This window comes from Bifidobacterium sp. ESL0769, from assembly GCF_029395495.1.
In the GTDB taxonomy this organism is placed as follows: Bacteria; Actinomycetota; Actinomycetes; order Actinomycetales; family Bifidobacteriaceae; genus Bifidobacterium.
In genome coordinates, this window is the sequence record NZ_CP113918.1 from 358,402 (window position 1) to 371,164 (window position 12,763).

Genomic DNA, 12,763 nt, shown 5'->3' on the forward strand with positions numbered 1-12,763 from the left:
TACCCGGTATTTGAATTACAAAACTAGACAATGGCGTCTAAAAGTTGAGTCGAATAGACTCAAGTTTTGGGAATAGAATTCCTCCGTTTGCGGTTGTAATAAGCAGAGATTGAATAATGCCTTGAATTCCAACGATTCACGGAGGAACAGGGCGAACAAACGGAGGAACACATGGAACAACAATTTACGACCATGGCTCAGGAAGCTATTGGAGACGCGATTCAAAGCGCGTCGGCTGCGGGCAACCCGCAGGTTGACACTCTGCATCTGATGGATGCGTTGCTGCGTCAGGAAAACAGCGTGGTCACGGGGCTCATCAGCGCCGCGGGCGGGGACCCGAAGGCGATTGGCGCCGCGGTGCGCAACGCGTTGGTCGCGCTGCCCAGCGCGAGCGGTTCTTCGACCTCGCAGCCTCAGGCGAGCCGCCAGCTGACGGCCGCGCTGGCCCAGGCCGAGAAGGAAATGCAGAAGATGGGCGACGAATACGTCTCCACCGAGCATCTGCTCATCGGGATCGCCGACGCAGCACCCAACGAGAGTGCGACGATTTTGAAGAACAACGGTGTGACCCCGGAAGCCTTGCGCAAGGCCGTGCCGAGCGTGCGTGGCGGCGCGAAAGTGACCAGCCCGGACGCCGAAGGCAGCTACAAGGCGCTGGAGAAGTACTCCACCGACTTGACGGCGCAGGCGAAGGAAGGCAAGCTTGACCCGGTCATCGGCCGCGATCAGGAGATTCGTCGCGTCATCCAGATTCTTTCCCGCCGTACCAAGAACAACCCGGTGCTGATTGGCGAACCCGGCGTCGGCAAGACCGCCGTCGTCGAAGGATTGGCGGAACGCATCGTGGCGGGCGACGTGCCCACGACCTTGCAGAACAAGAAGCTCATCAGCCTTGATTTGGGTTCGATGGTGGCCGGTTCGAAGTACCGTGGCGAATTCGAGGAACGCCTGAAGTCCGTCTTGAACGAGATTAAGAGCGCGAACGGCGAGATTATCACCTTCATTGACGAGATTCACACCATTGTCGGCGCAGGTGCGGCCGAAGGATCAATGGACGCTGGCAATATGTTAAAGCCCATGCTGGCCCGTGGCGAGCTCCGTCTGATCGGCGCGACCACGCTCGACGAATACCGTGAGAACATCGAGAAGGATCCGGCGCTGGAGCGTCGTTTCCAGCAGGTCTTCGTCGGTGAGCCTAGCGTTGAAGACACCATCGCGATTCTGCGTGGCTTGAAGCAGCGTTACGAGGCGCACCACAAGGTGACCATTGGCGACGATGCGCTCGTGGCCGCGGCGACGCTTTCGAACCGGTACATTTCCGGTCGTCAGCTGCCCGATAAGGCCATCGACTTGGTCGATGAGGCCGCTGCGCACCTGCGCATGGAGTTGGATAGCCAGCCCGAGGAAATCGATGAGCTGCAGCGTCGCGAGACCCGTCTCGAGATGGAGGAGATGCAGCTTAAGAAGGCCGAAGATCCGGCCAGCAAGGACCGCCTGAAGAAGCTGCAAAGCGACTTGGCGGACACTCGCGAGAAGCTTTCGGGCTTGAAGACCCGCTGGGACGCCGAGAAGGCCGGCCACAACAAGGTCGGCGACCTGCGTGCCCAGCTCGATGCCAAGAAGGTGCAGGCCGACAAGTACACCCGTGAGGGTGATTTGGAGAAGGCCAGCAAGATTCTGTACGGCGAGATTCCGGCGATTCGCAAGCAGCTCGATTTGGCTGAGCAGGCCGCGGACGAGGAGAATGCGAACGGTCAGGAGACCGAACCGATGGTCCCCGACCACGTGGACGCCGATTCGGTGGCGGGCATCGTCTCCGAATGGACCGGCATCCCCGTCGGCCGCTTGATGCAGGGCGAGAACGAGAAGCTTCTGAATATGGAGAAGTTCCTCGGCAAGCGCGTCATCGGCCAGAAAGAAGCCATTCAGGCGGTTTCGGACGCTGTGCGGCGCTCGCGTGCCGGTATCTCCGACCCGAACCGTCCGACAGGATCGTTCCTCTTCCTGGGCCCGACCGGCGTGGGCAAGACGGAGCTCGCCAAGGCGTTGGCGGACTTCCTCTTCGACGACGAGAAGGCCATGGTGCGTATCGACATGAGCGAGTACATGGACAAGGGTTCCGTGACCCGTCTGATTGGTGCGGCCCCTGGCTATGTCGGCTACGAAGAGGGCGGTCAGTTGACCGAGGCCGTGCGGCGTCGTCCTTACTCTGTCGTGCTGTTCGACGAGGTGGAGAAGGCGAACCCCGAGGTCTTCGACATCCTTCTGCAGGTGCTTGACGACGGTCGCCTGACCGATGGCCAGGGCCGGACCGTGGACTTCAAGAACACGATTCTCATCATGACCTCGAACTTGGGTTCGCAGTTCCTGGTGCAGCCTGATTTGGATGATGAGGCGAAGCGCAAGGCCGTTATGGACGCGGTTCACTCGCACTTCAAGCCGGAATTCATCAACCGTCTTGACGAGCTGGTCATCTTCCATCCGCTCACACGCGAGGAGTTGGGCGAGATCGTGGACATCCAAGTCAAGCAGGTCGCGTCGCGTCTCACCGACCGCCGCATCACGCTCGACGTCACCAAGGCCGCAAAGGAATGGCTCGCCAACGCCGGTTACGACCCGGCTTACGGCGCCCGTCCGTTGCGTCGCCTGGTGCAGACGGAGGTCGGCGACCAGATGGCGAAGATGTTGCTCGCCGGCAAGGTTCACGACGGCGACACCGTCTTGGTCGACCAGACCGGCGGCGATCACCTTGAGCTGAGCACGATGCCCGAAGATCCGCTGAGCGAGGATCACGAGGACAAGTGATTTGACGGTGTGAAGCCGGTTGCGGAGCGCAAATGATAAAGCGTTCCGCAGAGGGCTTATAGATAGCTGATAGTTATTAGTATCTGGCGAAGAGCCGAGCTGTTGCAGCAATGCGATGGCTCGGCTCTTCGCTGTATGTATCAGGCTTGTGTGTCGATCCCGTTTGGCGCCTGCAATGTTATCTTGGTTTGCTCTAGCGCAAATAGAAAAATACAGATTTATTATTTATTGGTTCCATTGATTATTCAGCGGCTTTGATATTGCCGCGCTGTGCTTTTCTACGTCCATTGACAATAAGGACGAGCGCGAGAATTGCAAGGATGAAACCGGCGATGACCAGCACGCCGACGCCGCCGAACAGTGCGAATGTCAGGCGCGGCTGCGGGCCGAACACCACCAACAGCGCGAACGCCCAGACCGCGATGATGATGACGGTGATGACGAAAATGCGGGTGAAATGCGCGAGTTTTCTGATGCCTGCAATGAGCGTGTTGAACGCACGGTCGGCGATGCCATGGGCTGCCATATTGGCGTTTGCGCCAATCGTACGGGCGTTGGAGCCAGAGCCGACACCTGAAGTTTGAGACGGTGAGGACGAACTTTCGCTACTTTTATTGTTTTTGTTTATGGCTGCAGTCGAGCTGTTGTTGACAGTAGAAGCTTTCTCTATTGCGGATGTGGCTTGCGATGCTGTTGCCGCATTTACCATATCCTGTGATTCTCCAACATCACGAAGAATCAAAAGTTCGACGAGTTCGATGGCCAGCGCCAAGGCGATGATGACATTGACGCCGCCGAAATAAGCGCGCCGCGAGCCTTCCGGGAACTGGTTGCCGGCCACGCAAATCGCGAGGCTGTAGATAAAAGCTCCCGTGGCTCCCAATGAAATCAGCGAATTGACGTCCGGGGTGCGACGCCTGAGCGCGTGCCAGCCTTCGCGGTGAATCGGAGCGCCGCACCAGAACATCGTCGGGGTGGTCAGAATGGCTTGCAGCCAAGGGTTGACCAGCCAAGTAGATGCAAAGGATGCGCTGAAACGGCTGACCAGTGAAGGAATGAAAACGATGACGGTGAGTACGATCGCGAGAATCAGCATCCGGGAAATGCGTGAAATCTGAACTTCGGTCCCATCGGTTTCCGCCGTTCGGGTTTGCCGGGATTGTGCTTGACCGCTCTCCGGGCTGCTGTTTGCTGCCAGTCCCGAGCGCTCGGCGGATGACGAATTGGGGTTGCGAAGCCCTTGCAGCGCGGTCTCGACCGACGATTGCGCCGAAGTGGGGGAGCGGAAATAGAGGATGATGAGCCATGTGGCCAGCGCTGCGGCTACCACCGCCAAACCGCCCATAAATAAGTCGAATCCCACGGTTCCTCCTTGATTACCCTTTTATCATTCCAGTAAGTTGTGCTGATATCTGCGTTACCGCGTTGATTGACACGAGATATACGCACACATTAAAGGGTAATTGGGCACGGACGGTGCTCCGATTCGTATTTCGTGGGTTTCGAGGGTGTAAGGCAGGCATGTTTATTGAAGTGTGAAGCGGAATATTTGGCACCGTGAAGCGCGAATTGGGGAATCGATATTTTAACAGGATTGCGTGTCTGATTTCGTCCATGGCGTCCTGTGTAATAGAACATATGTTCGAAAATCCTGTAGTGGCAATCGTATTGGTCATCTTCGCAGCGGCGCTGGGGCTGGTGGCCGGTTTCGTGTTGGGCAAATCCAAAGGGCAGGAAACTGCGCGAAACGTGAAAAACACGGATGCCGAGGAAGCGCAGGCGCAGAACGACCAGCTTCGTCGTCAGGTGGGAGAGCTGACTACCCAGTCCGCGCAATATCGTACACAGTGCGATGGGCTCAATCGGCAGCTCGCTTTCGTTAAATCCCAGTTGGCGCAGGCCCAGCAGGCCGAACAGTTGCGCGTGCAACGGCAGCAGGAACAGGAGCGTGAGGCGGCCGAGCGCAAGCGGCAGGAGCAGGCCAAGGCGATGGCCGAGCAGAGCAAGGTGCTTTCGGCGCTCGCGCCCGTGCAGAAGAACCTCGATGCCTTGCAGCAGAAGGTCACCCAGATCGAAGAAGGACGCAAGCAGGAGATGGGTTCCTTGGGCCAGCAGCTCAAGGGTTTGAACGACCAGCAGACGCGTTTGGACAAGGAGACCAGCTCGCTTTCGGCCGCGTTGCGTAACAACAAGGTTCGTGGTGCGTGGGGCGAGGCGCAGCTGCGCAACATTGTCGAATCCGCGGGACTTCTGGAACACGTCGATTTTGATACGCAGGTAGTGGTCACGGATCCGGAAGGTCGTGTGCAGCGGCCGGATATGGTGGTTTATCTGCCCGGCGGCAAGACCATTCCCATCGATGCCAAGGCCCCGTATTCCGATTATCAGCGTGCCTGCGAGATTCCCGATACCGCCTCGGAAGATGAGCTCAAACGACGTGACCAACTGCTGCAGGCCCATGCCAAGGCATTGCGTGAGCATGTCAAGACCTTGGGCGACAAGGCTTATTGGAACGCTTTTGATACCACTCCCGATTTTGTCATCGCTTTCATTCCCAACGATGCTTTGCTTGAGGCAGCATTAAAAGTCGATCCAACGCTGATGGATGATGCCTTTGCCAAAAAGGTCGCGTTGACTTCGCCGGTCACGTTGTGGGCCGTGCTGAAGTCGGTCGCCTTCGCATGGCAGCAGCAGAGCCTCACCGACGACGCCAAGATGCTCTTCGACCTTTCGCGCGAACTCTACGAGCGCTTCGCGGTTCTGGGTGACAAGGCCAACAAACTCGGCCATTCCATCACCCGCACGGTTTCGGCCTATAACGCTTTCGCTGCATCATTGGAATCGCGTGTGTTGGTCACCGCGCGTAAGATGCAGAAGATTGATTCGAGCAAGGTCATCGAGCCGGTCGAGATGGTCGATTCCGACAAGACCGACGTGCATGAACTGACCGCGCCCGAGCTGGATCTTGATTCTGAGGAGAAGGAATGAGTGCAGAAAACGGTGGATTCGCGGCTGACTCGGGAGCTGAAGCTAAAGCCAGAAGCGGGAGTGAAGGTGAGAGCAGCAAGCAGGGCAAAAACAAATTGCAGGCGCTTCTGCAGGCAGCGGTTGAGAAGAAACCCTTCAGCGAGCTGTTCGATGTGAGCCTTGACTATCGTGGTGCGGCGCTGATTGGCGACGCTCTGCTCGACGCGCTTGAGAAGCGTGGTTTTACGCTTAATAATTTCGACGCGGTCGGTGCGCTGACCGCTGCCGCTGTGCCGATGGTGACGGCAGTGATGCATGCCGCCTATGCGCGTGGTCGTGAGCTTGATGGCTTCGTGATGGATTTTGTCTATCCTTCAATCAAAGGCCCTTCTATTGCCAGTAAACGTGTGGTATTGCTGGATTCCTGGCTTTCTGAAAAGTCGTATGTACAGACTTCGTCACTGGTCACCTTGCGTAACGGCAACGAGCTGAGCCTTGATTTCAGCGTCGTCGAGCACGAGGGCGCGAAGGTCGTGGCTATCGCTTCGCTGATCGGCGGAGTCAGCGGTGATGCGGATTCCAACAGCATTAAGGTCATCAATCCCGTTTCTGGTGAGGAATGCAATCTTCCGTTCATAATGGCTTTTGACGAGGATGAATTGCGTGATAGCACAGCTATGGCAAAGAAGGCCGACTGATATGCGCGAACCCAATCCGATAACCGCAGCTGCTCAGGCTTCCGGCGAGCCGGTTTTCCGTGAAATCGGCGTCGGTCCGTGGTCGGATACCCACCCAGACGAACCTCGTCCTGACGACCCGCAATCCCCGAATTTCGATGAACGTTACGACCCGGAATTGCTCGACAACGGCGACCGCCGCAACGTGCTCGACAGGTTCCGTTACTGGTCAGTAGCCGCGATTAAGGCAGATCTTGACAAGCAGGGCCGGCACGACTTCGAAGTGGCCGTCGAAAACTGGACGCACGATTTCAACATTGGTTCGATGGTGCGCACGGCCAACGCCTTCGCCGCCCGCAAAGTGCATATCGTCGGTCCGCACAAGTGGAACCGCAAGGGTGCACTGATGACCGAGCTCTACCAGCATGTCGACCATCATCCCTCCATCGAGGAGCTGGTGGTGAGCTGGAAGAAGGAAATCGCCGAGGAAATCAGGCAGGCTGAAGCCGATGAAGCCAAAGCCGAATTTCGTGTGGACAAGGCTCGTTATCATCGCATCGCCGAGGAGGCCAAAGCCTCCCGCATCATCGCGCTCGATATCATCCCCGGCGCGGTTCCCATCGAAACCTATCGTTTCCCGAATCGTTGCCTGATGCTGTTTGGCGCCGAAGGCCCGGGCCTTTCCCAAAAAGCGCTGGAACTGGCCGATGATGTGGTCTATATTTCCCAATTCGGCTCGGTACGTTCCATCAACGCCGGTGCCGCCGCCGCTGTCTCGATGCACTGCTGGATCTCCCAGCACCTGACTCGATAAAGTGTTTACCGCTTGTTAAATTGTGCAGGATCCAATGGATGATTCTGCTTGCAACAAGACAATCCTGCGAGAAAATGTACGTTTCAAAGGTTCAAAGTGTGCGTTTTCTAACAGGATTGTCTTGTTTCTAGCAGAAGTTGTCGGAATATCGGTTTATTCGTCATCGGAATCGGATTTTTGCGGATGAATCCCGTTATCTGAACGTCACAGACGACTCATATAGTTAAGGTTATGCCTACTTTCACAAGAGAAACAGTCGAGCATCTGGGCCATCTCGCCCAGATTGCGCTCACCGACGAGGAAGCGACCCGCATGCAAGGCGAGTTGAACGTCATCGCCGATTCCATCAACAAGGTGCAGGAAGTCGCGTCCGACGACGTTGAACCCACTGCCAACCCGGTCCCGCTCGAGGCCTATCTGCGCCCCGACGTTCCCGAAAAGCCGCTGACCCGCGAAGAGGCGCTTTCCGGCGCCCCCGCCACCGAAGACGGTATGTTCGTGGCACCGCGAATCCTTGGAGGTGACGAATGATGGCCGAAACAAACGAACTGGTGAAGCTGACCGCCGCACAGATGGCGGAGAAGATTCGCAACAAGGAAGTCTCCAGCCGCGAGCTGGTCGACGCTGAGCTCAACGTCATCGATGCCGCCGAACCGGAATTGCACGCCTTCCTTCACGTTTCCGCCGACGAGGCTCGCGCCCAGGCCGACGAATTCGACAAGAAGAACACCGCAGGGGAGACCGAAGGCCTGCCGGAGCTTGCCGGTGTGCCGATCGCCATCAAGGACATGATCGTCACCAAGGGCATCCCTACGACGGCCGCCTCGAAGATTCTCGAGGGCTGGGTGCCGCCCTACGATGCCACGGTCATCAAGAAGCTCAAGGCCGCTGGCATGCCGTTGCTGGGCAAGACCAACCTCGATGAGTTTGCGCAGGGTTCCTCCACGGAGCATTCCGCGTATGGCCCGACCCACAATCCTTGGGATACCGAGCGCGTCCCCGGTGGTTCCGGTGGTGGTTCCGCATCCGCGGTCGCCGCGTTTGAGGCCCCGCTTGCCCTTGGCACCGATACCGGTGGCTCGATTCGTCAGCCTGGTTCGTTGACCGGTACGGTCGGCGTCAAGCCCACCTACGGCGGCGTCTCCCGTTTCGGCGCAATCGCCATGGCGAGCTCGCTCGACCAGATCGGCCCCGTCTCCCGCAACGTGCTCGATTCCGCACTGCTGCAGGAAATCATCGGCGGCCACGACGTGCGTGATTCCACGTCCATCCCGATGGATGTGCCCCCGATTTCCAAGGCTGCCCGTGAAGGCTACAAGCGCGACCTCAAGGGTGTGCGCGTCGGCCTGGTGCGTCAGCTGAGCGGCGACGGCTACCAGCCCGGCGTTGAAGCCCGTTTCAACGAAGCGGTCAAGCTTTTGCAAGACATGGGTGCCGAAGTGGTCGAGGTCGATTGCCCGCACTTCGATTACGCGCTTGCTGCATATTACATCATCATGCCCTCCGAAGTCAGCTCCAACCTGGCCCGTTACGATGGCATGCGTTACGGCCTGCGCGTCATGCCGCCAGAAGGCGTGCCGCAGACCGCCGCCAACATGATGGCCTACACCCGTGAAGCCGGCTTCGGTGACGAAGTCAAGCGCCGTATCATCCTCGGCATCTACGCACTTTCCGCCGGTTACTACGACGCGTGGTACGGCTCGGCACAGAAGGTCCGTACCCTGATCATCGACGACTTCAACAAGGCGTTCGAGAAGGCCGACGTGTTGGTCGCGCCCACTTCCCCGACCACCGCGTTCAAGTTCGGCGAGAAGATGAACGACCCGCTGACCATGTATATGAGCGATGTCGCCACGATTCCGGCGAACATGGCCGGAACCCCCGCAATGAGCATTCCCGCAGGACTTTCGGACGACGGCCTGCCGGTCGGCTTCCAGTTCATGGCCCCGCAGAAGCACGACGAGCAGATGTACAAGCCCGCAGCCGCGCTCGAGGCCGCGCTCGAGGAGCAGTGGGGCGGCCCAATCTGGCAGTCCCTCAAGACCCCGTGGCTCGGGAACGCAAAGTAATCGGACGGCAAGGAGCATAAAATCATGGCTGAAAAATTGATGAAGTATTCCGATGCCGTCAAGGAATTTGACCCGGTATTCGGTCTGGAAACCCACGTCGAGCTGTGCACGCAGACCAAGCTGTTCTGCCCGGCGCACGAAGAGTTCGGCGCGGAACCGAACACGGAGTTGACCCCGGTAAGCCTCGGCCTGCCCGGATCGCTCCCGGTGGTCAACAAGACCGCCGTCGATTTCGCGATCAAGCTGGGTCTGGCGCTGCACTGCCAGATCAACGAGTGGAGCCAGTTCGCGCGTAAGAACTATTTCTACCCGGACATGCCTCGCGACTATCAGATCTCCCAGTTCGACAAACCGACCAATGGTAACGGCTACCTCGACATCGAGCTCGACGACGGCACCCCCTTCCGCGTGCCGATTGAGCGCGCGCACATCGAGGACGACGCCGGCAAGAACACCCACGTGGGCGGTGCCGACGGCCGTATTGAAGGTGCCGACCATTCGCTGGTCGACTACAACCGCGCCGGCGTCCCGCTGATCGAAATCGTCACCAAGCCTGTCGAAGGCGGCGGCGACCGCGTCCCAGAGATTGCGGACGCCTACATGCGTGCCATTCGCGACATCGTGCGTGCCCTGGGTATTTCCCATGGCCGCATGGAACAGGGCAACATGCGTGCCGACGTCAACATTTCGTTGCGCAAGAAGGGTGAGACCAAGCTCGGCACCCGTAGCGAGACCAAGAACGTCAACACCTTCCGCGGCATCAAGAAGACCCTGCAGTACGAGATTCGCCGTCAGGCGGCTATCCTCGACGAGGGCGGCGAGATCCTGCAGGAGACTCGTCACTGGGACGAAGCCACGCAGACCACGGCCGGCGGTCGTGTGAAGTCCGACGCGAACGATTACCGTTACTTCCCCGATCCGGACCTGGTGATGCTGCACATCACGCAGGATCACATCGACGAAATCGCCAAGACCATGCCGGAGATGCCTCGCGAGCACCGCGCCCGTCTGCAGTCCGAATGGAAGCTCAGTGATCTCGAGATGCGCGACATCATCAACGCCGATGCGCTCGACTTGGTCGAAGAGACCGTCAAGGATGGCGCGAGTGCAGCCGGCGCCCGCAAGTGGTGGCTCGGCGAGATTTCCCGCGTCGCCAACGAGCGCAGCCTTTCGCTTGAAGAGCTGCCGATCACCCCGGCCGATGTGGCTGAGGTTGAGAAGCTTGTTGCCGACGGCAAACTGAACGACAAGCTCGCCAAGCAGACCGTCACTGGCGTTCTCGCCGGCGAAGGCACACCTGACGAAGTCGTGAAGAAGCACGGCTATCAGGTCGTCTCCGACGACGGTGCACTCGACAAGGCGATTGACGAGGCTCTTGCCGCCAACCCGGACGTGGCTGAAAAGCTCAAGAGCGGCAACATGAAGCCGATGGGCGCCATCATCGGTGCCGTCATGCGCGCCACCCACGGTCAAGCCGATGCCAAGGCCGTGAGCGCTTTGGTCATCAAGAAGATGAAGAACTGAGTCTTCTTTATAGAAGCCGAAGAATTTATGGGACGAATGCAAAAATGTGTTCGTCCCATTTTCTATGAAGCGAGAGCACAATAGCTTTCAGCGAATAGTCAGGCGAACACGATAATCTTGTTAAAGATTTCAAGTGTGTTGGAGGAATGAAAGCAAATGTCTGGAAACTCCGAAAACCCCAGTGCAGAGGTTAGTCCGCGTCAGCTGCCCAAGAGTATTGTCATCCCGGAGATTCGTGGCGAAATGGTGCATCTGCGCCCTGCCACTCTTGACGATATCCCGAAGCTCGACCAGCTTGAGGTCTATTTCAACGCTTCCGGCGATACCGGCAAAGACAAGCAATCCGAACGTGCCGTGGTTCAGGCTTGGGTCAAGCGTTCCGTGGCGTGGGTCAATGGCATAGCTGCCTCCGATTCAGGAGTAGGAGACCCTGAAGCCCGCCGCACGATGGCTTGGGCGATTTTGACCGATGCTGACCATGATATTGACGGCAAAGTCGACGCCGGTGCCACCGATAATGTCATCGGTATGATTTTCCTTATCGATATCGACGGCTGGGCCCGTTCCGCGCGTATCCAGGTGATGTTGGGCAAGGATTATCGCGGTCGCGGCTATTCCCGCGACGCCATGCCCCGCGTGATGACCTATGGTTTCGCCGCCTCGCCGGTCGGGCTCGGCATGCACCGCATCTGGGTGGCCGTGCCAGAAAAGAGCTCGCGCACGCTTTCGGTCTATCAGTCCTTGGGCTTCATCAAGTCCGGAACCTCCCGAGATTCGCTGTGGGACGCCTCTATCGGCAAGTATCAGGATTTGATAGTTCTCGATACTCTTGCCGACGAATACGATCCGATTCGCTCACTTGACGCCTTCGGCATGCACGTCATTGAGGGTAACCCTGGCGTTAAAGAGGCTATGGCCGCACGCGAGCATTCCATTGAAATCAAGCAGCACAAGCACAGCAATGACAAGGCCGACGTTGCAGGTGCCGACGCCAGTTGTGGCGAAAGCGCTGGAAACGAATCTGGCCGCGCAGCCTTCGGACAAAAGGTCAATGGCCAAGCAGGCAAGCGTGATGGGCAAGGCGGCAGCAAAGATTCCGGAAAACAATCTGTTCGCGAAGCCACTTCAACAGGTGCTGACATCACCGACAAAACTCGTTCGAATGATTTCGTATCGTCCTCGGCAGACGGCTCAGGCCGCAAACACGATGCCGACGACGATTCCGAAACGTCATGGCCCTATTCGGCAACGCAAAGCAAGAAATCGAAGAAGGCTTGGTGGCGTAATATCGGCCATAATGGTCAAAACAAGGCCAAGGCCGACAGCAAGATTGCTTCAACCGACAATTCAGATAAGTCAGGGGGTAGCGTTCAGTGAGCGCTGAAGATCTCGACGATTACGAGATGAACGCCGAGCTGGCGCTCTACAAGGAGTACCGCGACGTCATCAAGCTTTTCACCTACGTCGTAGAGACGGAACGACGCTTCTACTTGGCCAACAAGGTCGATTTCAACGTGCGTTCCGCCGGGCAGGACGTCTACTTCGACGTGCAACTCACCGACGCGTGGGTCTGGGACGTGTACCGGTCCTCGCGATTCGTCAAGAACGTGAGAATTGTTACGTTTAAGGATGTCAACGTAGAGGAAGTGCAGAAGTCCGACATCGATATTCCTGATTCTTTGGCGTAGGAACAGCTACAACTGGCGGTCTGGGAGGCAGAGGCATACATTGCTCGACACGCTCCGGGCCGCTCAGGCCAAGTCTTTACGGTCGAGCAACGCATGCCTCTGCCTCCCAGACCTCAACCTTACAAATCGCCAAGAGAACGACTGGGGCGATGTCGAAGTTCTGAGGGGCACTTTTAAGCAAATTTGAAGAATGTTCGTGTATGTTGTGAGGCATTCATT

10 protein-coding genes are annotated in these 12,763 nt (G+C 57.9%); 9 read left to right on the forward strand and 1 reads right to left on the reverse strand.

Features of this window, described 5'->3' with window-relative positions; genetic code table 11:
• Positions 1–171: 171 nt before the first annotated feature.
• Positions 172–2,805 (forward strand): ATP-dependent chaperone ClpB, encoded by a 2,634-nt coding sequence (gene clpB / locus OZX72_RS01310; protein WP_277158664.1) that lies wholly within the window; start codon positions 172–174, stop codon positions 2,803–2,805.
• 241 nt (positions 2,806–3,046) lie between these two features.
• On the opposite strand, the gene OZX72_RS01315 is transcribed toward clpB, so the two are convergent.
• Positions 3,047–4,168, reverse strand: coding sequence for a hypothetical protein (locus OZX72_RS01315; protein WP_277158665.1), 1,122 nt, complete (start codon positions 4,166–4,168; stop codon positions 3,047–3,049).
• 275 nt (positions 4,169–4,443) lie between these two features.
• On the opposite strand from OZX72_RS01315, the gene rmuC reads away from it, so the two are divergent.
• The 8 genes from rmuC to OZX72_RS01355 all read left to right on the forward strand — a co-directional run bounded on the left by rmuC (position 4,444) and on the right by OZX72_RS01355 (position 12,544).
• Positions 4,444–5,793, forward strand: a complete 1,350-nt coding sequence (gene rmuC / locus OZX72_RS01320; protein ID WP_277158666.1) for a DNA recombination protein RmuC — start codon at positions 4,444–4,446, stop codon at positions 5,791–5,793.
• Positions 5,790–6,470 (forward strand): orotate phosphoribosyltransferase, encoded by a 681-nt coding sequence (locus OZX72_RS01325; protein WP_277158667.1) that lies wholly within the window; start codon positions 5,790–5,792, stop codon positions 6,468–6,470. The genes rmuC and OZX72_RS01325 overlap by 4 nt, the downstream gene beginning before the upstream one ends.
• A gap of 1 nt (position 6,471) precedes the next feature.
• Positions 6,472–7,263, forward strand: a complete 792-nt coding sequence (locus OZX72_RS01330) for a TrmH family RNA methyltransferase (RefSeq protein ID WP_277158668.1) — start codon at positions 6,472–6,474, stop codon at positions 7,261–7,263.
• 231 nt (positions 7,264–7,494) lie between these two features.
• Positions 7,495–7,794 carry an Asp-tRNA(Asn)/Glu-tRNA(Gln) amidotransferase subunit GatC gene (gatC, locus tag OZX72_RS01335; RefSeq protein ID WP_277143481.1) on the forward strand — a complete coding sequence of 100 codons (300 nt, stop codon included), beginning with the start codon at positions 7,495–7,497 and terminating at the stop codon, positions 7,792–7,794.
• The gene (gene gatA, locus OZX72_RS01340) at positions 7,791–9,332 is read left to right on the forward strand and encodes an Asp-tRNA(Asn)/Glu-tRNA(Gln) amidotransferase subunit GatA (protein WP_277158669.1); all 1,542 of its coding nucleotides are present in this window, start codon (positions 7,791–7,793) and stop codon (positions 9,330–9,332) included. The genes gatC and gatA overlap by 4 nt, the downstream gene beginning before the upstream one ends.
• A 24-nt stretch (positions 9,333–9,356) precedes the next feature.
• Positions 9,357–10,856, forward strand: coding sequence for an Asp-tRNA(Asn)/Glu-tRNA(Gln) amidotransferase subunit GatB (gene gatB, locus OZX72_RS01345; protein WP_277158670.1), 1,500 nt, complete (start codon positions 9,357–9,359; stop codon positions 10,854–10,856).
• Positions 10,857–11,012: 156 nt separating this feature from the next.
• A complete protein-coding gene (locus OZX72_RS01350; protein ID WP_277158671.1) occupies positions 11,013–12,233 on the forward strand; it encodes a GNAT family N-acetyltransferase in 1,221 nt (406 codons plus the stop codon).
• Complete coding sequence (locus tag OZX72_RS01355) at positions 12,230–12,544, forward strand: DUF2469 domain-containing protein (protein WP_277143495.1); 315 nt, start codon at positions 12,230–12,232, stop codon at positions 12,542–12,544. The genes OZX72_RS01350 and OZX72_RS01355 overlap by 4 nt, the downstream gene beginning before the upstream one ends.
• Positions 12,545–12,763: the final 219 nt, after the last annotated feature.